The organism is Phaeovulum molybdatiresistens, from assembly GCF_023544865.1.
Classification (GTDB): Bacteria; Pseudomonadota; Alphaproteobacteria; order Rhodobacterales; family Rhodobacteraceae; genus Pontitalea.
This window is the reverse complement of the sequence record NZ_JAMJFX010000006.1, coordinates 73,414-97,079: the sequence shown is the minus strand read 5'-3', so window position 1 is coordinate 97,079 and position 23,666 is coordinate 73,414. Positions and strand designations below refer to the sequence as shown.

General features: G+C 66.6%; 18 protein-coding genes and 1 pseudogene. 14 read left to right on the top strand and 5 right to left on the bottom strand.

Annotated elements, in window-relative coordinates:
- Window positions 1-63: 63 nt before the first annotated feature.
- Together MXB90_RS06465 and MXB90_RS06460 are read right to left on the bottom strand one after the other, a co-directional pair.
- A pseudogene (locus MXB90_RS06465) lies at window positions 64-1,398 on the bottom strand (D-amino acid dehydrogenase); the annotation flags it as partial.
- Window positions 1,399-1,584: 186 nt separating this feature from the next.
- The gene (locus MXB90_RS06460) at window positions 1,585-3,024 is read right to left on the bottom strand and encodes a tetratricopeptide repeat protein (protein WP_250042580.1); all 1,440 of its coding nucleotides are present in this window, start codon (window positions 3,022-3,024) and stop codon (window positions 1,585-1,587) included.
- Between the two features lie 223 nt (window positions 3,025-3,247).
- On the opposite strand from MXB90_RS06460, the gene MXB90_RS06455 reads away from it, so the two are divergent.
- A complete protein-coding gene (locus MXB90_RS06455; protein WP_250042577.1) occupies window positions 3,248-3,943 on the top strand; it encodes a Crp/Fnr family transcriptional regulator in 696 nt (231 codons plus the stop codon).
- Between the two features lie 28 nt (window positions 3,944-3,971).
- On the opposite strand, the gene MXB90_RS06450 is transcribed toward MXB90_RS06455, so the two are convergent.
- Window positions 3,972-4,727 (bottom strand): cyclic nucleotide-binding domain-containing protein, encoded by a 756-nt coding sequence (locus MXB90_RS06450; RefSeq protein WP_250042575.1) that lies wholly within the window; start codon window positions 4,725-4,727, stop codon window positions 3,972-3,974.
- Between the two features lie 164 nt (window positions 4,728-4,891).
- Here MXB90_RS06450 and MXB90_RS06445 point away from each other — a divergent pair, with 164 nt between their 5' ends.
- The 9 genes from MXB90_RS06445 to MXB90_RS17735 all read left to right on the top strand — a co-directional run bounded on the left by MXB90_RS06445 (window position 4,892) and on the right by MXB90_RS17735 (window position 15,951).
- On the top strand, window positions 4,892-5,281 hold the full coding sequence (locus tag MXB90_RS06445) for a DUF2946 family protein (RefSeq protein ID WP_250042572.1): 390 nt from the start codon (window positions 4,892-4,894) through the stop codon (window positions 5,279-5,281).
- 3 nt (window positions 5,282-5,284) lie between these two features.
- Complete coding sequence (locus tag MXB90_RS06440) at window positions 5,285-7,552, top strand: NosR/NirI family protein (protein ID WP_250042570.1); 2,268 nt, start codon at window positions 5,285-5,287, stop codon at window positions 7,550-7,552.
- A complete protein-coding gene (nosZ, locus tag MXB90_RS06435; RefSeq protein ID WP_250042568.1) occupies window positions 7,545-9,497 on the top strand; it encodes a TAT-dependent nitrous-oxide reductase in 1,953 nt (650 codons plus the stop codon). The genes MXB90_RS06440 and nosZ overlap by 8 nt, the downstream gene beginning before the upstream one ends.
- 2 nt (window positions 9,498-9,499) lie before the next feature.
- Complete coding sequence (locus MXB90_RS06430) at window positions 9,500-10,834, top strand: nitrous oxide reductase family maturation protein NosD (protein ID WP_250042566.1); 1,335 nt, start codon at window positions 9,500-9,502, stop codon at window positions 10,832-10,834.
- On the top strand, window positions 10,800-11,696 hold the full coding sequence (locus tag MXB90_RS06425) for an ABC transporter ATP-binding protein (RefSeq protein WP_250042564.1): 897 nt from the start codon (window positions 10,800-10,802) through the stop codon (window positions 11,694-11,696). The genes MXB90_RS06430 and MXB90_RS06425 overlap by 35 nt, the downstream gene beginning before the upstream one ends.
- Window positions 11,693-12,514: an ABC transporter permease gene (locus MXB90_RS06420; RefSeq protein ID WP_250042562.1), complete on the top strand. Its 822-nt coding sequence runs from the start codon at window positions 11,693-11,695 to the stop codon at window positions 12,512-12,514. The genes MXB90_RS06425 and MXB90_RS06420 overlap by 4 nt, the downstream gene beginning before the upstream one ends.
- Entirely contained in the window at window positions 12,511-13,086 is a 576-nt protein-coding gene (locus MXB90_RS06415; protein ID WP_250042560.1) for a nitrous oxide reductase accessory protein NosL, read from the top strand. The genes MXB90_RS06420 and MXB90_RS06415 overlap by 4 nt, the downstream gene beginning before the upstream one ends.
- 1 nt (window position 13,087) lies before the next feature.
- Window positions 13,088-14,008 (top strand): FAD:protein FMN transferase, encoded by a 921-nt coding sequence (locus MXB90_RS06410; protein ID WP_250042558.1) that lies wholly within the window; start codon window positions 13,088-13,090, stop codon window positions 14,006-14,008.
- 170 nt (window positions 14,009-14,178) lie between these two features.
- The gene (locus tag MXB90_RS17735) at window positions 14,179-15,951 is read left to right on the top strand and encodes an acetate/propionate family kinase (protein ID WP_284040754.1); all 1,773 of its coding nucleotides are present in this window, start codon (window positions 14,179-14,181) and stop codon (window positions 15,949-15,951) included.
- 4 nt (window positions 15,952-15,955) lie between these two features.
- Here MXB90_RS17735 and MXB90_RS06395 read toward each other — a convergent pair whose 3' ends face one another.
- Together MXB90_RS06395 and MXB90_RS06390 are read right to left on the bottom strand one after the other, a co-directional pair.
- Window positions 15,956-17,209 (bottom strand): MgtC/SapB family protein, encoded by a 1,254-nt coding sequence (locus MXB90_RS06395; protein WP_250042543.1) that lies wholly within the window; start codon window positions 17,207-17,209, stop codon window positions 15,956-15,958.
- A gap of 419 nt (window positions 17,210-17,628) precedes the next feature.
- Window positions 17,629-18,672 (bottom strand): AbrB family transcriptional regulator, encoded by a 1,044-nt coding sequence (locus tag MXB90_RS06390; RefSeq protein ID WP_250042539.1) that lies wholly within the window; start codon window positions 18,670-18,672, stop codon window positions 17,629-17,631.
- A gap of 94 nt (window positions 18,673-18,766) precedes the next feature.
- On the opposite strand from MXB90_RS06390, the gene MXB90_RS06385 reads away from it, so the two are divergent.
- The 4 genes from MXB90_RS06385 (at window position 18,767) to MXB90_RS06370 (ending at window position 23,660) form a co-directional block, all read left to right on the top strand.
- Window positions 18,767-19,441, top strand: a complete 675-nt coding sequence (locus MXB90_RS06385) for a GntR family transcriptional regulator (RefSeq protein ID WP_250042538.1) — start codon at window positions 18,767-18,769, stop codon at window positions 19,439-19,441.
- Between the two features lie 48 nt (window positions 19,442-19,489).
- The gene (gene tcuA / locus MXB90_RS06380) at window positions 19,490-20,899 is read left to right on the top strand and encodes an FAD-dependent tricarballylate dehydrogenase TcuA (RefSeq protein WP_250042537.1); all 1,410 of its coding nucleotides are present in this window, start codon (window positions 19,490-19,492) and stop codon (window positions 20,897-20,899) included.
- Complete coding sequence (tcuB, locus tag MXB90_RS06375; RefSeq protein WP_250042536.1) at window positions 20,889-21,962, top strand: tricarballylate utilization 4Fe-4S protein TcuB; 1,074 nt, start codon at window positions 20,889-20,891, stop codon at window positions 21,960-21,962. Before tcuA ends, tcuB begins: the two co-directional genes overlap by 11 nt.
- Before the next feature lie 69 nt (window positions 21,963-22,031).
- A complete protein-coding gene (locus MXB90_RS06370; RefSeq protein ID WP_250042533.1) occupies window positions 22,032-23,660 on the top strand; it encodes an MFS transporter in 1,629 nt (542 codons plus the stop codon).
- Window positions 23,661-23,666: the final 6 nt, after the last annotated feature.

Sequence of the window (23,666 nt, the reverse complement as noted above, 5' to 3'; positions counted from 1 at the left end):
CGCGAGTCAATGAAATCCTTGCGCGCCGGGCCTGTTTGCGGGCTGCCCTTGCCGCCCGGGCCGTCAGCCCGCGCTGGGTTGCAGGCGGCCGATGCCCTGTGCGCGGCGGCCCCGGCGCGTCTGATAGCGGCCATAGCCCAGATCGGCGCTTTCAATCTCGGTCGCGCGGCCCGACACGATATCGGCCAGCACCCGGCCGGATCCTGCCGCCATCGTCCAGCCCAATGTGCCATGCCCGGTATTCAGGAACAGGTTCGGCACCGGCGTCGCGCCCACCACCGGGGTACCATCGGGCGTCATCGGGCGCAGCCCCGTCCAGAAGGTCGCCTGTGACTGATCGCCCGCGCCGCCGAACAGATCCTCAACCGAATGCACCAGCGTGCGGCGGCGCTTGTCCTTCAGCGACAGATCGAAGCCCGCGATTTCGGCCATACCACCCACGCGGATGCGGTCGCCCAGCCGGGTGATCGCGATCTTGTGGGTTTCGTCCATCACCGTGGACAGGGGCGCGCGGTCCTTGTCCACGATCGGGACGGTGATCGAATAGCCCTTGACCGGATAGACCGGCAGTTTCATCCCCAAGGGCGCGACCAGCGCGGGCGAATAGCTGCCCATCGCCACGACAAAGGCATCGGCCGTGACCTCGCCTTCGGATGTGCCGACCGAAAGGATCCGCCCGCCCGAAAGGTTCAGCCGCCGGATCGTCACGCCATGGCGGAACTGCACGCCAAGCGCGCGGGCCTTTTCGGCCAGACCTTGGGTGAACTTGAAGCAATCGCCGGTTTCATCCCTGGGCAGGCGCAACCCGCCCACGATCTTGTCGCGCGCATTGGCCAGCCCCGGTTCGGCGGCAAGGCAGCCGGCGGTATCCAACACCTCAAAGGGGACGCCGCCCTGGCGCAGCACCTCTATATCCTTGGCCGCGCCGTCCATCTGTTTCTGGGTGCGGAACAGTTGCAGCGTGCCCTGCTGGCGTTCGTCAAAGCGCAGCCCCGTTTCTTGGCGCAGCGCGGTCAGGCAATCGCGCGAATATTCCGCAAGACGCACCATGCGCGCCTTGTTCACCGCATAGGCGCGGCTGGTGCAATTGCCCAGCATCTGCACCATCCAGCGAATCTTTTGCGGGTCGGGGCGCGGCTGCACGATCAGTGGGGCGTGTTCCATGAACATCCACTTGATCGCCTTGAGCGGGATGCCCGGCGCGGCCCAGGGCGCGGAATAGCCGGGGCTGATTTCGCCGGCATTGGCAAATGAGGTTTCCAGCGCCGCCTCGGGCTGGCGGTCGATCACCGTCACCTCATGCCCGGCGCGGGCCAGATACCAGGCCGAGGTCACCCCGATCACACCGGACCCAAGCACCACAATCTTCATGTCGTATCCCCCCTGATTGGCCCCCTGATTGGCCCGACAAGGCCTGCGTCAAAGTGTAGCGGATCGGCGGGAAAGGTTCTGGCAAAGATGGGCGCAGTTTGCGCCATTGGCGCAAGAAACGGCGAAAAAAGATTTAGATAGCCAAGAAATCTTCGACAATTGCGCGCTATCGTCGAAGATCGCCGCGGTGCGATGGCGCGCGGGAATCGCCTGTCAGCGGTTCAGAAGGCGGCCAAGCACTTCGGGTTTCAGGATGTCATCGCCGCAGCGCACCGGGCCCATCAGGGGTTTGCAGTCGTCATAAAGCGCGCGCAGGGTCGCCCGGGTCGCCAGCCCGTTGATGGGCCCGCTATAACGCCCCTCGGCCTGAAGGCGCGTCTGCAGCAGGTAGATTGCGAAATTATCATTGGCCCAGGCCAGTTCCGGGCCAAAGCCGCCCGCCAGCAGGTCCGGCTTGGCGGCAAGGCGCGCGGCCAGCACCTCATAGGCGGGGATCGTCTTGACCCGGGCCGCGTCGATGCTGAAGCGCAGGCGTTCGATTTCCGGCGCGCTCAGCAGGTTGGCGAAACGGTCAAGATAGGCCAGCGCGCGGTCGGGTTCCTTGCGGATGTTGTAGCGGTTGCCATTGCGCACCAGGCCGATCAGATAAAGCAGCGCGTCCTTGTTTCCGGCCTCGGCGGCCCGTTCCAGACCGGCAAGCGTTTCGGGGCCGCTGGCGACCATGCTGATGCCCCAGGTGCGGCGCTGCGCCTCCAGCACCTCGATCCGGCCTTCGCCAGCGGCGCGGGCCTGCTGGGCGAAGCCGTCGAATTTCTGGCGCGAACCTTCGCCCAGAAACCCATACATCGCGCCTTCTGCCAGGGTGACCCAGGCCGTGCCGCGGCCCAGTTCACCGGCGCGGCGCAAATAGGCCTCGGCCGCGGCCGGGTCGCGCTGGCGCCACATCAGCGTTGCGCCGAAACGTTCCAGCCCCGCGCCGTCGCCCGCTGCGGCGGCCTGTTCGAACAACTCCAGCGCGCGGGATTCATCCTTGGGCAGGCCGGTGCCATGCAGCAGCAGAGCCCCCAGAGTAACCTGCGCCTGCGTATCCCCCGCCGCAGCGCTCTGTTCCAGAAGGGCCTGCCCGGCGGTGGCATCGGCGGGTAGAACCCAGCCGCCGATCAACTGCTCGCCCAGCACGCGCCGCGCCTCGGCATCGCCGGCGCTGGCGGCCTGATCCAGCAGGGTCTGTGCGCGCGTCGGATCGGCGGCCAGCCCCGTGCCCCACAAAAGCGCCTTGCCCAGGTTGCGCTGCGCGGCCGCATTTCCGTCGGCGGCGGCCTCTTGCAGCAGCCGGGTGCCTTTGGCGCTATCGGCCTGGGTGTAATAGCCATCCAGCAGGATCTTGCCGAGAGCGGCCTTGGCCGCGATATCGCCCGCGCTTGCGGCCTGATCCAGCAAAGACAGGCCCGCGGGAACATCCTGCGCAACATCGCCAAGGCCATAGATCAGCGCCTCGCCCCGCGTGCGCAGCGCTGCGGCATCCGGGGTCGCGGTTTGTGTCGCCGCGGCATCCTGCGCAAACGCGGGGGTAATGGCGCCCCCGGCGATCGCGGTGCCCAGAAACAGCGCGGCACACACGCCCGTTGCGCGAAAGGTTCCCTTGGGTGTCATGGACGCATTCCTTTGGTGCGAAGCGTGCCGCGCAAGCGCGACTGGCACGGATCTGTCGTTCCCCAACAGCAAAGACCCCGCCACGCACGCTGTCAAGGGTGGCGCGGTCCGGGGCCGGTCTGGCCCCTGCGCTGAAATCGGCGCCGTTTGATCTATGTCATGGTTGCTTATGAATGATAAATGTCAATCAAGGGTCAGGGAGATTCGCTTGCCGGGGACCAACATGACGGAACAGACCTTTGCCGCGCTGCGCGATGTGCCAGCCTTTGCCAAGTTGCCTGACGCCTGTATCGCGCGCCTTGCGCGCACGGCGCAGCTGCGCAACCACGACCGCGGCGCCACCATTTTCCTGCAGGGCGAAAGGGCGAATGCGCTGCGCTTTGTCCTTGGGGGCTGGGTCAAGCTGTATCGCGTGGCGCCCTGTGGAAATGAGGCGATCATCCGTTTGGCGCCACGTTTGCGCAGCCTGGATGAAATGGCGGCGGTGCGCGGGGCGGGCCACAGCCTGTCGGCGCAGGCGGTGACCGATGTCCGCGTCCTGTCGCTGGACGCCGGGGCGATGCGGGCCTTGGCGGCAACCGAACCGTGCCTGGCCTTCGCGTTGCTGGCGGTGGCGGCGGATAATGCCGATGCGCTGGCCGATGATCTGGAGCGGCTGAAGGTGCGCAACGGGGCGCAGCGCCTGGCGTTGTTTCTGATTGATCTCAGTCAATCCATGCGCGGAGAGACGGTGGTCCAATTACCTTATGAGAAGCAGGTGATTGCCGGGGGCCTTGGGTTGAAGCCCGAAAGCCTCAGCCGGGCTTTTGGCCGCCTGCGCCGGCATGGCGTCTCGATGGCGCAATCGGCGGTGCGCATTGATGATGTCGCGCGGCTGCGCGATTTCGCCGAGGAAGACCCGGCGCTGTCCTGGGCGTGATCGGTCGCGTGATGCCGGGCCGGGGCGCCTAGGGCGCCGGATTAACCCGCGTGGGCGGCGGCAGGCTGACGCCCGCGGTTGCACCGCCCGGATCGGGCCCGTCGATAAGGCGATCAGGCGGGGCCACGGCGGCCAGCGCGGCGCGGTCGGTGATGGTGACCTGCTGGCCACGCAGCGTGACGCCGTTGCCTTCCAGCCCGCGCAGGGTGCGCGACAGGTTTTCCGGCGTCATCCCCAGGTAAGACGCGATCAGCCGCTTTTCGACGCCAAGGATGAAGCTGTCGGCATTTTCCGCCATGCGCGACTGTTTCAGCAGATAAGCGGCCACCCGCTCGCGCGAGTTGCGCAGCTTCAGGCCCTTGGCATGGCGCACCACCGCGCGATAGGCCCCCGCCAGTTCGTTGATGGTCGAGACCGCGAATTCCGGATCGCGCCGGAAGATCGCGCGCAGATCCGAGGCCGGCACCAGCAACACGCGCGACCGTTCCAACGTGCGCGCCGACATCAGATAGGGCGCATCCTTGATGCAGGCGGCCAGGATGAAGGTGCCCACCGGCTGCACCACGGCCATGGTGCAGCGGTTGTCGCCCCAGTCGGCATGAAGCTCGACCGCGCCTTCCAGCACGATATGCAGGAAATCGGCCGGATCGCCCTGCCGGATCAGTTCCAGCCCCGCCGGAAACAGCTGCGCGTAGGACCCCTGCATGAGTTGTTCGAAATTTGCATGCAGCATGTCGCGAAACAGCGGCAGGCGGCGGACTTCGGGCAGATCTTCGGCACGCATGGAACAACCTTCACTTGAAACATTGCGGTGTTTTGGGTGCCTGATTGATGAATGTCAATCTGGTCTTCCGCGGCGGTCTGACGCGGGGGGCTGAATGGTGGTCAAACCGCGGTTTCGGCGGGCCCACTTGCCTAAAGTCAAGGAGGCGCGCCGGCGCCTGCGGCATGGCTGCGGGCATGAAACCGTTGCGTTGCCCCCTTTTGCTGACCGTGCTGCTGGTCCTGGCCCTTGCCTTGGGCGGGTTCAGCCGTGGCATGGCCGAAGGCGCGGGGGCGGCGCGGGCGCAGATGGTTGAAATGGTGATCTGCACCGATATGGGCGCCCAGACCGTTTTGATCGATCGCAATGGCACCACCCGCCCCGCCGAGGATTGTGACCTGACCTTCTGCCCCGACTGCATGCAGGCCGGGGCCGTGGCGCTTGGTCTGTCATCGCCCGATCCGCTGCAGGTGCGCGGCTTTGGCCGGGCCCTGCGTCCCGCATCGCATCAGGCGCCCATCCTGCGCCGCGTCCGTCTGGCGCAAGCCCGTGCGCCCCCACTGCAGAAAGCCTGATTGATGACCGCAAATGCCTTGAAAGTTCTGCATTTCCCCATCCGCAGTTTCGCGCGCGCCGCGGCCCTTTTGGCCCTTGTCGCCGGCCTGCTCTGCGCCCTGCTGCTGACGGCCCCTGCCGCCGCCCAATCCCCCCATCTGCCACGTTTTCTGACCGAGGTTCCCGCAGGCACCCTTGTCGCGGGCGCCGATGCCTATGGTCCGCTGCGTGACGATTTGCCCGTCGCCCCCGTAATGAAGGGCGGCAACCGGATCGGCTGGGCCTTCATCACTTCGGATTTCGTGGGCACCACGGGCTATTCGGGCAAGCCGATCCATACGATGGTGGCGGTGGACGATGCCGCCCGCGTCATCGGCCTGCAGTTGGTGAAACATTCCGAACCGATCGTTCTGATCGGTATTCCTGACAGCAAGATCAAGGCGCTGGTCGAGGATTACGTTGGCCTGGACCTTGTGGCCGAGGCGGAATCCGGCGGGTCCGCGCATGAGCTGAACATCATTTCCGGCGCGACGGTCACGATCATGGTGATCGACGATTCCATCGTGCGTTCTGGCCTGCGGGTGGCGCGCGCGCTGGGGTTGGGGGGGCTTGCGGCGCAGGCCCCGGCCAGCGGCCCGCAGGTCGAGATCAACCCCGATGCGCAGGCCGCCGGTGACTGGTTCACGCTGGAAGGCGATGGCACGCTGCGTCGGCTGTCGCTGGATGTGGGGCAGGTGAACGCGGCCTTTGAGCTGCTGGACGATCCGCGCGCCGCCGCCCGGCCCGTTCAGGCCGCGCCCGAAACCACCTTCATCGAGATGCAGCTGGCGCTGGTGTCGGTTCCCGCCGTGGGCCGCGCGCTGCTGGGCGAGGCGGAACAGGCCAATCTGCAGGCCTGGCTGGCCGAGGGCGAACATGCGATCATGGTGGCGGGCCGGGGGCTGTATTCCTTCAAGGGCTCGGGCTATGTGCGCGGCGGCATCTTTGACCGGATCGTGCTGATCCAGGATGATGTCTCGGTGCGGTTTCGTGACCGTGGCCACCGGCGCCTGCTGGGCATTGCCGCCGAAGGCGCGCCGGAATTCACCGAGCTTGACCTGTTCAAGATCCCCGCCGATGCGGGCTTTGACCCGACCAAGCCGTTCCGTCTGCAACTGCTGGTGCAGCGTGATGTGGCGGCGATTGAACGGGCCTTTACCACCTTCGATCTGGGCTATCAGCTGCCCGCGCCCTATCTGCGCACGCTGACCCCGCCGCCCGCCGCGGCCCCCGCCGCCGCCGGTGCCGATGCGGTTGCCGATCGCGACGAATCCGCCGCGCAAAGCGCGCTGTGGCGCAAGATCTGGAACGACAAGCGCGTCGAGATCGCGGGTTTGGGCGCGATGCTGGTGGTGCTGACGCTGGCCTTCTTCTTCCAGGGCTTCCTGACGCGGTCGGACCGTGCCACCGCCTGGTTCCGCTATGGCTTTCTGACCGTGACGCTGGTGTTTCTGGGCTGGTATGCCAATGCGCAGCTGTCGGTCGTGAACCTGATGGCGCTGTTCGGCGCGCTGACCACGGATTTCAGCTGGCAGGCGTTCCTGCTGGACCCGCTGACCTTCATCCTGTGGTTTGCGGTGGCCGCCGCGCTGATCTTCTGGGGGCGGGGGGCCTATTGCGGCTGGCTGTGCCCCTTTGGCGCGCTGCAGGAACTGTCGAACCGCATCGCGCGGCGTCTGGGCGTGCCGCAATGGACGCTGCCCTGGGGCCTGCATGAACGGCTTTGGCCGCTGAAATACATGATCTTCCTGGGGCTGTTCGGGGTGTCGCTGGCCTCGATCGAGCAGGCCGAGCATCTGGCCGAGGTCGAACCCTTCAAGACCGCTATCGTGCTGAAATTCATGCGCGCCTGGCCCTTCGTGGCCTATGCGGCGGCGCTTTTGATGGCGGGGCTGTTCGTCGAACGCTTCTATTGCCGCTATCTGTGCCCGCTGGGGGCGGCCTTGGCCATTCCGGCGCGGCTGCGGATGTTTGACTGGCTGAAGCGCTACAAGGACTGCGGCAACCCCTGCCAGACCTGTGCCAATGAATGCATGGTCCAGGCGATCCATCCGACCGGGGAAATCAACCCCAACGAATGCCTCAACTGCATGCACTGTCAGGTGCTGTATCAGTCGAAAACGAAATGCCCCGTGGTGATCCGCAAGGAAAAGCGGCGCGCGGCGGTGGGGACCCCGGACCTTGGCGGCGCCAAGCGGGCCGCGGGCGAACTTGTGAACCATCCCAACATGAGAGGACAGACCGATGTCTGACAAGACACAGACGACAGGGATCAGCCGTCGCGGCCTTCTGGGCGCAACGGCGGGGGGCGCCGCGCTTGCGGGCGCGGTGGGCGGCGGCCGCCTGGGCCTTTGGGGCGGCGCTGCTGCCCTGGGCGGGGCGGCGACGCTGGCCGGTGCGGGCGCGGCCCATGCGGCGGGCGATTTCAACGTGGCGCCGGGCCAGCTGGATGAATATTACGGCTTCTGGTCGTCAGGGCAGACGGGCGAGCTGCGGATTCTGGGCGTGCCGTCGATGCGTGAACTGATGCGCGTGCCGGTGTTCAACCGCTGTTCGGCCACCGGCTGGGGCCAGACGGATGAATCGATCCGCATCCATCAGCGCACCATGAGCGACAAGACCAAAGCCTATCTGGCCGCCAACGGCAAGAAGATCCACGACAACGGCGACCTGCACCACGTCCACATGTCCTATACCGAGGGCAAGTATGACGGGCAGTACCTGTTCATGAACGACAAGGCCAACACCCGCGTGGCCCGTGTGCGCTGTGACGTGATGAAGACCGACGCGATCCTGGAAATCCCGAATGCCAAGGGCATCCACGGCATGCGCCCGCAGAAATGGCCGCGCTCGAACTATATCTTCTGCAATGGCGAGGATGAGGCGCCGCTGGTCAATGACGGGTCCACGATGACCGATCCTTCGACCTATGTGAACATCTTCACCGCGGTCGACACCGACAAGTTCGACGTGGCCTGGCAGGTGATCGTCTCGGGCAACCTGGACAATTGCGATGCGGATTATGAAGGCAAATGGGCCTTCTCGACTTCGTACAACTCGGAAATGGGGATGACGCTGGCTGACATGACGGCCAGCGAAATGGACCACGTCGTGGTCTTCAACATCGCCGAGATTGAAAAGGCAGTCGCCGCGGGCGAGGGCCAGGAACTGAACGGCGTGCGCGTGCTGGACGGCCGGAAAGAAGCCAACAGCCAGTTCACCCGCTATATCCCGATCGCCAACAACCCGCACGGCTGCAACATGGCGCCCGACAAGAAGCACCTGTGCATCGGCGGCAAGCTGTCGCCTACGGTGTCGGTCATCGACGTGACCAAACTGGACGCGGTGTTCGATGGTGCCGATCCGCGGTCGGCCGTGGTGGCCGAGCCGGAGCTTGGCCTTGGGCCGCTGCACACCGCCTTTGACGGGCAGGGCAATGCCTACACCTCGTTGTTCCTGGACAGCCAGGTGGTGAAGTGGAACATCGAGGCCGCGGTCAAGGCCTATGCGGGCGAGACTGTCGACCCGATCCTGGAAAAGGTCGACGTGCATTACCAGCCGGGCCACATCAAGACCTCGCATGGCGAGACGCTGGAGGCCGACGGCAAGTGGATGGTGGTGCTGTGCAAGTTCTCGAAAGACCGTTTCCTGAACGTCGGCCCGCTGAAGCCCGAGAACGACCAGTTGTTCGACATCACGGGCGACAAGATGGTGCTGGTGCACGACGGCCCGACCTTTGCCGAGCCCCATGATGCGATCGCGGTGCATGCCTCGAAGATGACCAATATCCGTTCGGCCTGGGACCGGCAGGACCCGATGTGGGCCGAAACCCGGGCGCAGGCCGAAGCCGATGGCGTCAACCTGGACGACTGGCAGGAAAGCGTGATCCGCGATGGCAACAAGGTCCGGGTCTACATGTCCAGCCAGGCGCCGAATTTCAGCCTGGAAACCTTTACCGTGAAAGAGGGCGATGAGGTCACGGTGATCGTCACCAATCTGGATGACATCGACGACCTGACGCATGGCTTTACCATGGGCAACCACGGCGTCGCGATGGAGGTGGGGCCGCAGCAGACCTCATCCGTGACCTTCGTGGCGGCGCAGCCCGGTGTCTTCTGGTATTATTGCCAGTGGTTCTGCCATGCGCTGCACATGGAAATGCGCGGCCGGATGTTCGTGGAACCGAAAGGCGCGTGATCATGAACCGCGGTCTGCCCCTGATCCTTGCCCTGATCCTTGCGCTGCCCGCCGTGGCGGCCGAGGGACGGCGCGTGGCGCCGGGGGCGGGCACCTTGCAAGCGGCCATCGCCGGGGCGACCCCCGGCGATGTGCTGATCCTGCCCGAAGGCCGGTTCGAAGGCCCCGTCACCATCGACCGGTCGCTGACGGTGCAGGGCAGCCCCGGCAGCGTGATCGACGGGCTGGGGCAGGGCACGGTGATCACCATCACCGCCGATGACGTGACGATCCGCGGCCTGACCGTGATCGGATCGGGCCACGACAACCAGGCGCTGGATTCCGCGATCAAGATCGTCAAGGGTGCCGACCGCGCCCTGATCGAGGGCAACACCCTGACCGGCAACATGCATGGTGTCGATGTGCATGGCGGTCTTGATGCGGTGGTGCGCGCCAATACCATCACCGGCACCCGCAATCCGCGCATGAACGAACGCGGCAACGGCGTCTACATCTGGAACGCGCCCGGCACCGTGGTCGAGGGCAACACGATCCGCTATGGCCGCGACGGGATCTTTTCCAACACCTCGAAGGACGGCACCTACCGGGGCAACCTGTTCCGCGACCTGCGCTTCGCGGTACATTACATGTATACCCACAACTCGGAAATCTCGGGCAATGTCAGCATCGGCAACCACCTGGGCTTTGCGATCATGTTTTCAAACCGGGTGGTGGTGAAAGACAACCTGAGCCTGGGCGACCGCAGCCACGGGGTCATGCTGAACTATGCCAACAACGCCGAGGTCGCAGGCAATCTGGTGCGCGGCGGGGCCGAGAAATGCACCTTCATCTACAATGCCCACAAGAACCTGATCTATGACAACCGCTTTGAGGGGTGTTCGATCGGCATCCATTTCACCGCCGGGTCGGAACGCAACGTGCTGACCGGCAATGCCTTCATCGGCAACCAGACGCAGGTGAAATACGTCGGCACCCGCGACATTGAATGGAGCTTTGAGGGCCGGGGCAACTACTGGTCGGACCATCCGGTGTTTGACCTGGACGGCGACGGCATCGCCGACAGCGCCTTTCGTCCCAATGACCTGATGGACCATATCCTGTGGTCGCAGCCGGCCGCCTCGCTGCTGTTGGGGGCGCCCGCGGTGCAGCTGATCCGCTGGTCGCAGGCCAGCTTCCCCGCGACCCTGCCCGGCGGCGTGCTGGACAGCCACCCCCTGACCGCGCCGATCGCGATTGCGGTCCCCCAAGATATCGCCCGGATCGAGGCCGACACTGCCCCCGCCTGGCGCAATGGTATGACAGATGACACAGACATTGACCCTCTCACAGCTCACTAAGACCTATGACGGCGTGACGGCGCTGCGGGATGTAAGCCTTTCCTTGGCCTCCGGCGAACGGGTGGCGCTGCTGGGTCACAACGGCGCGGGCAAATCGACGATGATGAAGATCATCCTGGGCCTGATCCCCTACGATGGCGGCAATGTGGTGGTGACCGGCGCCGCCCCCGGCAGCGCCGAGGCGCGCCGCCGCGTGGCCTATCTGCCCGAAAACGTGGCCTTTCACCCCGCGCTCACGGGGCTGGAACAGATCCGCCACTATCTGCGCCTGCGGGGGCAGGATGCCGGTGCCGCGATGGGCCTGCTGGAACGTGTGGGCCTGGCCCATGCCGCCACCCGCCGGATCGGCACCTATTCCAAGGGCATGCGCCAGCGCGTGGGGCTGGCCCAGGCGCTGATCGGGCATCCGGCGCTTCTGGTGCTGGATGAACCGACCTCGGGCCTTGATCCGGTGTCGCGGCGCGATTTCTACGCGCTGCTGGATGGGCTGGCGGCCGAGGGCGCCTCGATCCTTCTGTCCAGCCACGCCCTGACCGAGGTTGAGGCGCGCACTGACCGGATCGTCATCCTGTCGAAAGGCGTGATGGTGGCCGAGGGGCGGCTGTCGGACCTGCGGCGTGGGGCGGCGCTGCCGGTGGCGATGCAGATCACCGCGCGCCCCGGGCAGGGTGACGCGCTGGCGCGTGCGCTTCCCGGCGCCGTGGCGCAGGGGGACACGCTGCATCTGGCCTGCGATCAGGACGCCAAGCTGCCGACGCTGGCGCGGATCAGCGGTCTGGGCGATCTGGTTGCCGATCTTGAGGTGCTGCCCCCCAGCCTTGAGGATATTTACAGCCATTTCAGCCGGAGGGACGGGCAATGAACCGCATCCTGGCAACCGCCGCCACTGAATTCCGCATTGCGCTGCGCAACCGCTGGGTGACGATTGCGGTGGTGATGATGGCGCTGTTTTCCCTTGTTCTGTCGGCGGCGGGGTCTGCCCCCACCGGCGCGCTTGGCGCCGACCGGCTGTCGGTGACGGTGGCCAGCCTGACCTCGCTTGCGGTCTATCTGGTGCCGCTGGTGGCGCTTCTGATGTCTTTCGACGCGGTCGCGGGCGAGGTGGAACGCGGCACGTTGCCCCTGCTGCTAACCTATCCGGTTGCCCGGGCCGAGGTGTTAATGGGCAAGCTGGTCGCCCATGTCGGCATTCTGGCGCTGGCGGTTGGCGTGGGCTATGCGATTGCCGCGATCGCCGCCGCCGTGGTCGATCCACGCGCGCTGGAAGGGGCGCCGGCGCTGTGGCGGCTGATGTGGTCCTCGGTCCTTTTGGGGGCGACGTTCCTGGGCGCGGGTTATGCGCTTTCGGCGGTTTCGCGCAGGCCCTCGGGGGCGGCGGGGCTGGCGATCGGGCTGTGGCTGGTGCTGATCGTCCTTTATGATCTGGGGCTGCTGGCGGCAATCGTGGCCGATGGGGGCGGCGCCTTTACCACCCGGGTTTTCCCCTGGCTGCTGCTGGCCAATCCGGCCGACGCCTTCCGGCTTTACAACCTGTCGGCTTCAGAGGCGACGGCCGCCGCCGCGGGCCTTGCGGGGGCTGCGAACACGATCCCCGCCTGGCAGGCGCTGGTGTCCATCCTGCTGTGGCCATTGCTGGCGCTGGGGCTCGCCATCGCCGCCTTTCGAAAGGTGACGCCATGAAACACGCTGTCCTGATCGCGCTGATGCTGGCGCTGGCCGCCTGCCGCGAGGAGAACGCAAGCCAGCCGCAGCCGGTGACGATGACCGAGGAAGCCGTGGGTCATTATTGCCAGATGCACCTGCTGGAACATCCCGGCCCCAAGGCGCAGGTGCATCTGACGGGCCAGCCGCATCCGCTGTTCTTTTCCCAGGTGCGCGATGCCATCGCCTATCAGCGTATGCCGGAACAAAGCCACCTGATCGCGGCGATCTTTGTCAATGACATGGCCGTGGCGCCCAGCTGGCAGATGACCGGCGCGGACAACTGGATATCCGCGGCTGCGGCGTTTTACGTCGTCGGATCGGATGCGGTTGGGGGGATGGAGGCGCCCGAACTGGTGCCCTTTGCCCGCGCCGCCGACGCCGATGCCTTTGCCGCCGAACGCGGCGGCCAGGTGTTGCAGCTGGTCGATATCCCCGATGCCGAGGTGCTGGCCCCTGTTGCGGTCGGCGATGAAGACACCGATGCCCGCGGGGCCGAGGCGGATTTTGCCGCACGGCTTCGCAAACTGTCGCAGGAAAGGCAGGATTGACATGACCACCACCCGCCGCAGGTTTCTGACAATTGCCGCCGCTGCCGCCGTTGTCGCGGGCAGGCCAGCCGCCGCCGCGCCGCTGCATCGCTGGCGGGGCCAGGCGCTTGGTGCGCAGGCCTCGATCATACTGGCCCATCCGCAGGCCGAGCGGATCACCGCTATGGCCCTGGCCGAGATTGCCCGGCTGGAGGAGATCTTCAGCCTCTACCGCCCGCATTCGGCGATCAGCCGACTGAACGCCACCGGCCTGTTGCAGGCACCGCCCTTCGAATTGCTGGAATGCCTTGGCCTGGCCGGCGCGGTGCACAGTGCGACGGGCGGTCTGTTCGACCCGACCGTGCAGCCGCTTTGGGCCGCCTGGGCCAGCGCGCAGGCCCACGGCGGCGCGCCCGATGCGGCGGCGCTGGCCACGGCGCGCGCGGCGATCGGCTGGGGCCGGGTGCGGCTGGACGCCGCCGCGATCACGCTGGACCCCGGCATGGCGCTGACGTTGAACGGCATCGCGCAGGGCTATGTCGCCGACCGTATCGCCGATTTGCTGGCGGGCGAGGGGCTGACGGATGTGCTGATCGACACGGGTGAGATGCGCGCGCTTGGCGGGCATCCTGACGGGGGCGCGTGGGATGTGGGCCTGCGCGCGGGCGATGCGCTTTTGCCTCGGCGCGTCGAGCTGCGCGACCGGGCGCTGGCAAGTTCGGCCCCGCTGGGCACCGTGTTTGATGCGGGCGGGCAACTGGGTCACATTCTTGATCCCCGAACTGCAGAGCCCGCGCCAGAGCGCTGGTCGCTGGTGTCTGTCGCCGCGCCACGGGCCGCGCTGGCGGATGCGCTGTCAACGGCGTTTTGCCTGATGGAGCGTCCCGCGATCTCCGCGGCGCTGGCGCGGTTCCCCCAGGCGGAGCTGGTCGCGCTGGTCTGATCGCCGGGCGATCGTTTGGACCGGCGCGGGGGGCTGTCTGCCCCCCTCTTGGCCATTCGGCCAATTCACCCCCCGAGGATATTTTGCCAAAGCCGAAGCACCCGCGCGCTGCGGGGTCTACCCTTTGGGATGCGGGTTGCGCATATTGCGGGCAGCGACAGGAGGTCTTGATGCGCATTCTGGTTTTCAACGCGGGCAGTTCCACACTCAAATTCGCGCTCTTCGACATGGCCTGTAATGAGGCCGAGCTTGTCCGGGGCACGTTTGAGCGGTTTTCGCCCGAGGGCTGCAGCCTGAGCCTGCGTTCGGCCGAGGGGCGCAGCGAGCGCGCCCTGCCGCTGTCCGATATCGCCGCGGCGATCGGGGCGGTGCCGGGCCTTCTGACGGATCTGGGGTTGGATGGGATCGATGCGGTCGGGCATCGCGTGGCGCATGGTGGGCCACAATATGCCGGGCCGGTCGCGATTGATGACACCGTGTTGCAGGCGCTGGATGCGCTGGTGCCGCTTGCGCCCTTGCACAACCCGGCCAACCTGCAGGCGGTGCGACTGGCGCGCGCGACCTGGCCCGATTTGCCGCAGGTGGCGGTGTTTGACACATCGTTCCATCTAACCAATCCGGCGTTCGTGACCACCTATGCGGTGCCCGAGGCCTGGCGGGGGGCGGGGCTGCGGCGGTTCGGCTTTCACGGCACCTCGCACAAATACGTGGCGTTGCGCGCCGCGCAGGTGATCGGCCAGCCGATCGAAAGGTTGCAGATCATTTCCTGCCATCTGGGCAATGGCGCCTCGGTCTGCGCGATCAACCGCGGCCGCAGCATGGACAGTTCGATGGGCCTGACGCCGCTGGAGGGGCTGGTGATGGGCACGCGTTCGGGGGATATCGACCCCGGCGCCTTTGGCTATCTGCACCGTGAGCTTGGCCTGTCTATCCCCGAGATCGAGGCGGCGCTTTACAAGGACAGCGGGTTGAAGGCGCTGACCGGCAGTTCGGACATGCGCGATGTGGAACATCGTGCAGCCGAAGGCGACCATGCCGCGCAGCTTGCGATCGAGATCTATGCTTATCGCGCGCGCAAATACATCGGCGCCTATGCGGCGGCGATGGGGGGGCTTGATGCCTTGGTCTTTACCGGCGGCATCGGCGAGAATTCGGCTTCGATGCGCAGGCGGATCTGCGATGGGCTCGAATTCATGGGCGTCACGCTGGATCACGACCGTAACCAGCATGTCGATCTGGCCGACCGCGCCGCGCCCGAGCTGCAGGCCTGGGGCGGGCGGGTGCGGGTGATCGTGACCGAGACGGCCGAGCAGTTGCAGATCGCGCGTGAAACCGCCGCCGCGCTGGCCGCGCCCGCCCGCCCCGCGCTGGCCCTGCCGGTGGCGGTTTCGGCGCGCCATGTGCATCTGTGCCAGGCCGATGTTGAGGCGTTGTTCGGGCCGGGGGCCACGCTGACCCCGGAATTCGACCTGCGCCAGCCGGGGAATTTTGCGGCCGTGGAAAAGGTGCGGGTCGAGGGGCCGCGCGGCGGCTTTGATCATGTGCGCATTCTGGGGCCGACGCGCGGGCGCACCCAGGTCGAGGTGTCGCGCACGGATACGTTCGCGCTGGGGGTGCAGGCGCCGGTGCGGTTGTCGGGCGATTTGGCGGGCACGCCGAAGGTGCGGCTGATCGGGCCTGCGGGCACGGTGGAAACCGACGGGTTGATCATCGCGGCGCGCCATATCCACATGAACCCGGCGGATGCGCGGCGCTGGGGCGTCGCGGACGGGCAAGAGGTTGAGGTGCGTGTCACCGGCACCGGGCGCGGGGTTTCCTTTGCGCGCACCATCGTTCGCACCCAGCCCGATGCCTTCACCGAAATGCATATCGACACCGATGAGGCAAATGCCGCGGGCATCGTCGCGGCGGCGGAAGGCACGCTGATCCCGGCGGCGGAATAGGGTGCTATGCCAGCCGGGTCACGGCAAGGACGACCGTGCCGGTTGCGGCTGCGGCCAGCGTGCTGGCCAGAAGCGGCAGCCAGAAGCGGACGGGCCCGGCCAGAACCGCCAGGGACAGCCGCCCCAGCGCGTTGCCGACCAGTGCCACCAGGATCGCGGTGCCGATGATCGGCAGGCCGATCGTGGGGCTGGTGATGCGCAGCGCGCTGAGAACTGCGACATCGACATCGAACAGGCCCGACAGGGCCGATGTCGCGGTCAGGCTGCTGGCGCCGAACCGGCCCACAAGCGCCGCGCTGGCCGTTGCGACAAGCGCGAACAACGCCGCAAAGACCAGAAGCGCGCGCAGTTCAAACGGGTTGCGCGGGGGGGCGGGCGCCGCGCCCGCGCCGGTGCCGCGCAGCAACATGGCCAGACCCGCGGCCCCCAGAACACCGGCGGCGCATAGGGCGGGCGCCACGATCTGGGGCAGGATTTCGGGCCGCAGAAGCGTAGCCACGCCAATCACGCGCAGGATTGAAACCATGCCCGCCAGCGCCGCCGCCCCGGCCAGCGGGCGGGGCTGGGCGGTGTCCTTCGCCATGCGGGCCAGCGCCACCGTGACCGCGGTGGATGAGGCCAGCGCGCCTGCCAGCGCGCTGACCAGAAAGCCCCGTGTCGCGCCCAGCACCCGCACGGCGATATAGCCCGCATAGGAAATCGTCGCGATCAGCACCGTGAAGAACCAGACTTCCCAGGGGTTCAGACCACCCCAGGGGTCAACCGCCCGGTTGGGCAGGATCGGCAGAACGATCGTGGTCATCACCGCCAGCACCAGGGCCGAGCGCAGTTCAACCCAGCTTAGCCGGCGCAGGGCGGCGTGCAGCATTTCACGGCTGGCCAGGATCGCGGCCAGCGCCGCGCCCCCGGCGGCGGCGACGCGGTAATCGCCGCTGACCGCCAGCGCGCCCAGACCAAAGACCCCCAGCCCCGCCATTACCCCTGTGACGCTGAAGTTTCCGTCGTGGCGGGCTTCTTGCAGCTGAAACAGGCCGAACAGCGCCGCCACACCCAGAAAGCCTGCGGCAAACACAAGGGGCGCGGCCATTTCGGCGGCAAGGGCCGCAAAGATGCCGCCCAGAAGGCCGAAGATGCCGAAGGTGCGCAGGCCTGCGGTGCGGCTGCCGGCAGGTTCCTCACGTTCACGCCAGCCGCGTTCAAGCCCGACCAGAAGCCCGATGGCAAGCGCCACGCCAAGCTGGAAAAACAGATCCTGCATCAAGCCCCCGTTCCTGGCCCTTGGTGTGGGTCAGCCAATCATGCCTTAGTGCGCGGCGGGGGGGAAGCCATGGGCGTTGCGGCGCAGACCTGCACGAAAAGACAAGTATCAGAATGAAAAGAAGCAACCTATCTTAATAGGAGTTAACCTATTGAAATAAAATAAAAGATGAACAATACGCGTCGGAAGTCAGAATTGTTTCCTGATATCGCGCCAAGTGGCGGGCGGCGCTTGATGCCGCATGCGCGCATCTGCCCTCGGGGCGGTACGGCGGGGTGGGTGTTGCGCTGGCCTTGCACGGTTTTGCAGACGCTATGGTTCAGCCTGCCGGGCGAACAGCGTTGGCTTGTGATCGGGCTTTTGATCTATTTTCTGGCCTTTGCGCCGGTCCAGCCGGGCTGACGGACGCCCAGCGTCCGTCAGTCGGGGCCCCTGCCCCCCCGGCGCAGCAGGCGCGCCGCGATTGGGGCGCCAAGGATGACCAGTACGATCCGTGTCAGGTGATGGGCGACGACATAGCCAAGATCCGCCCCGGCCACGATGGCCAGAACCGTCATTTCCGCCTGACCCCCGGGGGCAAAGGCCAGGAACCCCTCGACAGGTTTTGACAGGCCGGTCAGCACCACAAGCTCGGTGAAGATTGCGGCCAAGACCGCCAGCAGGATTACGAAGGCCACGCCCTTGGCCACGATGTCGCGCAGGTCGCGCAGCGTGACGCCGACGTAATGCACGCCGATCCCCATGCCGATGAACAACTGCGCGACCAGGATCGCCTCTTTTGGCGGGCGCATGTGGATCAGGCCGCCAAGGCTTAGGACCGCGGTCACCAGCATCGGGCCCAGGATCGCCGCGCCGAACAGGCCGATGCGTTCGCCGCCCTTCCAGCCGATCGCCGCCGCGCCGACCATCAGCGCCAGTTCCTGCAGCGGGATCTCCGATACTGGCAGGCCGACCGGGTTGGTCAGGGCGACCCCGTAAAAGGTGGTCAGGACAATCGGCGCCAGCGTGACCAGGATCAGGATGCGTGTGGCATGGATCAGCGACAGGGCCCGCACATCGCCCCCCGCCTCTTGCCCGAAGACGACCATATCCTGCAGCCCGCCGGGCATGGCGGCGTAATAGGACGTGGTCGCGTCAAAACCCATCCGGCGAAAGAAGGGCACGCCCACCAGCGCGATCAGCAGAATATAGGCCGGGATCAGGGCCAGCGACACCGCCATGGCCGGCAGCTGGCCGATCAGCGCAGGCGTGATCGACGCGCCCACCGCCACGCCCAGAACCGTGCGGGCCGCAGCCGATACCGGCCCCATGCCCTGCAGCCGCATCCCGGCAAGGGCCGCGATCAGGCAGGCCGCCATCGGCCCGAACAGGAAAGGCAATGGCAGATCGAGAAACTGGAACAGCGCCGCCCCGCCCAGTGCTAGGATCAGCGTGGTCATGCGGCGGCGGGTGATGAAGCGCATCTGTGATCTCGGGGTTTGGGTGGTTGACGGGACAGTTGACGGGTTCTGTATCCAACTGTATACATCCGGCGACAATCCTCAAGGGTCTTTGCGCATGACCACCGATGAAATCGACTCTGACGGGCCGCAGGGGCAGGGCGCCTACCGCCGCCTTCTGGAAGAAATCCGCCGGGGCGACCTGCCGCCCGGCGCCCGCCTGCGCGAGATCGAGCTGGCCGAACGTCTGGGCATTTCCCGCACCCCCGTGCGCGAAGCGATTCGTCAGCTGGAAAGCGACGGGCTGGTGGTGCATCTGCCGCGGCAGGGGGCCACGGTGCGCAGCCTTGATTACCCCGAGATCATGGAACTTTATGAAATGCGCGCGGTGCTGGAAGGCACGGCGGCGCGGTTTGCGGCGCGGGCGGCCTCTGATGTCGAACTGGCCGAACTGCGGGCCTTGAATGAGGAAATGGCGCGCGCCGGGCATGGCCGGCACGCCTATGAACTGAACCGCCAGTTTCACCTGACGCTGCTGGATGCGGCCAAGAACCGGTTTCTGGTCAAGGCCACCAATGCGATTCAGAAGACTCTGCTGATCCTGGGGCCGACAACCCTGGTTGAGCCGCAGCGCGCCGAACAGGCGGCGCTGGAACATGCCCGCATTCTGGACGCGCTGGAGGCCCGCGACGGGGCCCGTGCCGAGACCGAGATGCGCAGCCATATCGAGGCCGCCCAGGGCGCCCGGCTGCGCGCGCTGCGCGGCCGTGACCGGCCATTGCATGAGACATGACACCATTCACCGCCAGACAATCCAGCCATACCACCACCGGAGCAAGACATGCCAGAAACCGCAACACCACCCCTGACGGGGCCTTGGGATGTGATCGTCGTGGGGGGCGGCAACGCGGCCCTGTGCGCCGCGATCACCGCCGCCGAAGCGGGCGCGCGGGTGCTAATCCTTGAAGGCGCGCCCAAGACCTATCGCGGCGGCAACAGCCGCCACACGCGCAACTTCCGCTGCATGCATCGCGGGCCGATGTCGGTGCTGACCGGCGCCTATGAGGAAGAGGAATATTTCCACGACCTGATGCTGGTCACCAAGGGCAAGACCGATGAGGCGCTGGCCCGCATGACCATCCGCAATTCCGAGGAATGCCTGCCCTGGATGGAGGCGCATGGCGTGCGCTTTCAGCCCTCGCTTTCGGGCACGCTAAGCCTGTCGCGCACCAATGCCTTCTTCCTGGGCGGGGGCAAGGCGCTGGTGAACGCCTATTACAATACCGCCGAGGATCTGGGCATCACCGTGGTCTATGAGGCGCAGGTCAGCCATATCGGCCTTGAGGGTGATCGCTTCACCCATGTCGAGGTGTCCATCGCAGGCGGGCCGGTGCAGACGGTGCCGGGGCGCGCGGTGGTGCTGGCCTCGGGCGGGTTCCAGTCGGATATCGAATGGCTGACGCGGGCCTGGGGGCCGGCGGCGGCGAACTTCCTGATCCGCGGCACACCCTACAACATGGGTGTTGTGCTGAAGGACATGCTGGATCAGGGCAGCGATTCCGTGGGCGACCCGACGCAGTGCCATGCCGTGGCGATCGACGGACGGGCACCGAAATATGATGGCGGCATCGTCACCCGGCTGGATTGCGTGCCGTTTTCCATCGTGGTCAACCGCGACGGCGACCGGTTCTATGACGAGGGCGAGGATGTCTGGCCCAAGCGTTACGCGATCTGGGGCCGTCTGGTCGCGGGCCAGCCCGATCAGGTGGGCTATGCGATCATCGACGCGAAATCCTATGACCTGTTCATGCCCTCGGTCTTTCCGCCCAACAAGGCCGACACGATCGAGGATCTGGGCCGCCAGATGGGCCTTGACGGGGAAAAGCTGGCCCGCACCGTGGCCGAGTTCAACGCCGGCTGCCGCCCCGGCACCTTCCACCCGACCGAACTGGACGGGCTGGCGACCGAAGGTGTCACGCCCGCCAAAACCAACTGGGCCCGCCCGCTGGATACGCCGCCCTATTACGGCTATCAGCTGCGCCCCGGCGTGACCTTCACCTATCTGGGGCTGAAGGTGTCGGAAGATGCGCGCGTGCATACCGCGCGCGGCCCGCTGGCCAATGTCTGGGCTGCGGGGGAAATCATGGCCGGGTCGATCCTTGGCCAAGGCTATCTTGCCGGTTTCGGCATGACCATCGGAACCGTTTTCGGACGCATCGCAGGCCGGGAGGCTGCCGCCCATGTCGCTTGATACCCCCAACCTCATTCAGGAAGCCCGCCGGCAGATCGAGATCTGCAACGCCTGCCGCTATTGCGAGGGGTTCTGTTCGGTCTTTCCCGCGATGACGCGGCAAAAGGCCTTTGCCGATGGCGACATTACCCATCTGGCGAACCTGTGCCACAATTGCCGGGGGTGTTACTACTCCTGCCAGTATACCCCCCCGCATGAATTCGCGCTGAACCTGCCCGCGGCCCTGGCCGAGGTGCGTCAGGACAGTTGGGAACGTCTGGTCTGGCCGCAGCCGCTGGCGCGGGCGTTCCACGACAGCGGGGTCAAGATCGCCGCGGTGCTGGTGCTGGGCTTTGCCGCGCTGTTCGCCGCGCTGGCCGCGCTGCGCCCCGAGGGCGGCGAAGGGTTCTATGCCCATCTGGCGCATAACGCGATGGTGGCGATCTTTGCGCCCGCCTTCCTTGTGCCGCTGCTGGGCGTGGCGATCGGCCTGCGCCGCTATTGGACCGAGGTCGCGGCGGGGCCGTTCCGGCTGCGCCATCTGATCGGTGCGGTGAAACAGGCCGCGGTGCTGCGCGACCTGAGCGGCGGGCAGGGCCAGGGCTGCAACTTTGAAAAAGAGGATCGCTATTCCGCGGCACGCCGGCATCTGCACCAGGCGGTGCTGTATGGCTTTCTGCTGTGCTTTGCCGCGACCTCGGTCGCGACGCTGATGCATTATCTGCTGGATATGCCCGCGCCCTATTCGTTGTTCAGCCTGCCGAAACTGTTGGGCGTGCCGGGTGGTATCCTGCTGGTGATCGGCACGGTGGGTCTGGGCTGGCTCAAGACCAAGGCGGACCCGAAACTGGGCGCGGTGCGCGTCTGGGGCGGTGAGATGGCCTTTGTCGGGTTGCTGGGCTTTGTCGGGGCCTCGGGGCTGGCGCTTTATGCGGCCACGGGGACGGGCGCGGTGGCGCCGCTGTTGGCGCTGCATCTTGGGGCGGTGCTGGCCTTCTTCCTGCTGCTGCCCTTCACCAAGATGGTGCACGGCTTCTTCCGCCTGACCGCGCTTGTGGCCGAGGAACAGAAACAGGGACGCTGATCGGCCCCGTTGCAGTCCGGGGCGGGCTTGCGTAAGCTCGCCCCAGGAAACAGGATCAGGACCCCCGGCGTGAGCGAACGCGCCTCTCCCTTCGCGCCGTTTCGGCATGGCGCCTTCCGGATGCTCTGGTCGGCGACGCTCATTTCCAATTTCGGGGGTCTGGTTCAGGCGGTGGGCGCGGCCTGGGCGATGACCACGCTGACCAGCTCGCCCACGCTGATCGCACTGGTGCAGGCGTCCAACACCCTGCCGATCATGCTGTTCGCGCTGGCAGCGGGCGCGCTGGCCGACAATATGGACCGCCGCCGCATCATGCTGGCGGCGCAGGCGCTGATGGCGGTGGCATCTGTGGGGCTGGTGGTGGTCACGGCCCTTGGCGGGCTGACGCCCTGGGTGTTGCTGGGGTTCACCTTCCTGATCGGGATGGGCACGGCGCTGAACAACCCGTCCTGGCAGGCGTCGGTCGGCGATCTGGTGCCGCGGCCGGAAATTCCGGCGGCGGTGACGCTGGGCTCGGTCGGGTTCAACCTGATGCGAAGCGTGGGGCCGGCGGCGGGCGGGATCATCGTGGCGGTCTTTGGCGCGGCGGCGGCCTTTGCGGTCAATGCGCTCAGCTATCTGCCGCTGCTGGCCGCGCTGATCCGCTGGCGCCCGCAACTGCGCCCGCGCACCACCAAGCCCGAACCCTTCCTGCCCGCGATCGGCGCCGGGCTGCGCTATGTCGCTCTGTCGCCCAATCTGGTGCGGGTGATGGCGCGCGGGGCCCTGTTTGGCCTGTCGGCGGTGGCGGTGCAGGCGCTTTTGCCGCTGATCGCGCGCGATCTGGTGGGGGGCGGGTCGTTCACCTTCGGCACGATGCTGGGGGCCTTTGGCCTGGGCGCGATCGGCGGGGCCTTCCTGAACCCGCGCCTGCGTGAGCGGTTCAACAACGAACGCATCGTGCAGATCGCCTTTGCCCTGTTCGCCGCCGCCGCGGTGGTGCTGGCGCAAAGCCGCAGTGTCTGGATTTCCGGGCTGGCGATGCTGCCGGCGGGGGCAGCCTGGGTGATGGCGCTGTCGCTGTTCAACGTGTCGGTGCAGTTGAACACGCCACGCTGGGTGGTGGGCCGGGCGCTGTCGTTGTATCAGACGGCAACCTTTGGCGGCATGGCTGCGGGCAGTTGGATCTGGGGCGCGGTCGCCACCTCGGCGGGGGTCGAGGCCGCGCTGATGGCCGCTGCCGGGGTTCTGCTGTTTGGCGCGGTGGTGGGGTTCATTGTCGCGATCCCGGATTTCGGTACCCTGGACCTGGACCCCGCCAACCGTTTCCGTGAACCGATGTTGCGGCTGGATCTGCGGGGCCGGTCGGGACCGATCATGGTCATGGTCGATTTCGTGATCGACAAGAAGGACGTGCCCGAGTTCTTGCGCCTGATGGCGGAACGCCGCCAGATCCGGCGCCGCGACGGCGCGCGCAACTGGGCGCTGCTGCGCGATCTGGAACAGCCCGAAATCTGGAGCGAAAGCTACCATGTCGCCACATGGGACGAATACCTGCGCCACAACCAGCGCCGCACCAAGGCCGATATCGAGGTGTCCGAGCGGCTGCATGCGCTGCATCGCGGGGCGACGGCGCCGCGTGTGCACCGGATGATTGAACGGCACACGATCTCGCCTGCGGATGATATTCCGCTGCGCCCCGATCACGACATCGTCTGACGGTCG

Excerpts from the sequence above, each read along its gene's own strand:
- tcuA (WP_250042537.1), top strand. The coding sequence starts at position 19,490 with ATGCCAGAAACCGCAACACCACCCCTGACGGGGCCTTGGGATGTGATC.
- MXB90_RS06415 (WP_250042560.1), top strand. The coding sequence starts at position 12,511 with ATGAAACACGCTGTCCTGATCGCGCTGATGCTGGCGCTGGCCGCCTGC.
- MXB90_RS06440 (WP_250042570.1), top strand. The coding sequence starts at position 5,285 with ATGACCGCAAATGCCTTGAAAGTTCTGCATTTCCCCATCCGCAGTTTC.
- MXB90_RS06410 (WP_250042558.1), top strand. The coding sequence starts at position 13,088 with ATGACCACCACCCGCCGCAGGTTTCTGACAATTGCCGCCGCTGCCGCC.
- MXB90_RS06455 (WP_250042577.1), top strand. The coding sequence starts at position 3,248 with ATGACGGAACAGACCTTTGCCGCGCTGCGCGATGTGCCAGCCTTTGCC.
- MXB90_RS17735 (WP_284040754.1), top strand. The coding sequence starts at position 14,179 with ATGCGCATTCTGGTTTTCAACGCGGGCAGTTCCACACTCAAATTCGCG.
- MXB90_RS06395 (WP_250042543.1), bottom strand. The coding sequence starts at position 17,209 with ATGCAGGATCTGTTTTTCCAGCTTGGCGTGGCGCTTGCCATCGGGCTT.
- MXB90_RS06385 (WP_250042538.1), top strand. The coding sequence starts at position 18,767 with ATGACCACCGATGAAATCGACTCTGACGGGCCGCAGGGGCAGGGCGCC.
- MXB90_RS06425 (WP_250042564.1), top strand. The coding sequence starts at position 10,800 with ATGACACAGACATTGACCCTCTCACAGCTCACTAAGACCTATGACGGC.
- MXB90_RS06390 (WP_250042539.1), bottom strand. The coding sequence starts at position 18,672 with ATGCGCTTCATCACCCGCCGCCGCATGACCACGCTGATCCTAGCACTG.
- MXB90_RS06445 (WP_250042572.1), top strand. The coding sequence starts at position 4,892 with ATGGCTGCGGGCATGAAACCGTTGCGTTGCCCCCTTTTGCTGACCGTG.
- nosZ (WP_250042568.1), top strand. The coding sequence starts at position 7,545 with ATGTCTGACAAGACACAGACGACAGGGATCAGCCGTCGCGGCCTTCTG.
- tcuB (WP_250042536.1), top strand. The coding sequence starts at position 20,889 with ATGTCGCTTGATACCCCCAACCTCATTCAGGAAGCCCGCCGGCAGATC.
- MXB90_RS06450 (WP_250042575.1), bottom strand. The coding sequence starts at position 4,727 with ATGCGTGCCGAAGATCTGCCCGAAGTCCGCCGCCTGCCGCTGTTTCGC.
- MXB90_RS06460 (WP_250042580.1), bottom strand. The coding sequence starts at position 3,024 with ATGACACCCAAGGGAACCTTTCGCGCAACGGGCGTGTGTGCCGCGCTG.
- MXB90_RS06420 (WP_250042562.1), top strand. The coding sequence starts at position 11,693 with ATGAACCGCATCCTGGCAACCGCCGCCACTGAATTCCGCATTGCGCTG.
- MXB90_RS06430 (WP_250042566.1), top strand. The coding sequence starts at position 9,500 with ATGAACCGCGGTCTGCCCCTGATCCTTGCCCTGATCCTTGCGCTGCCC.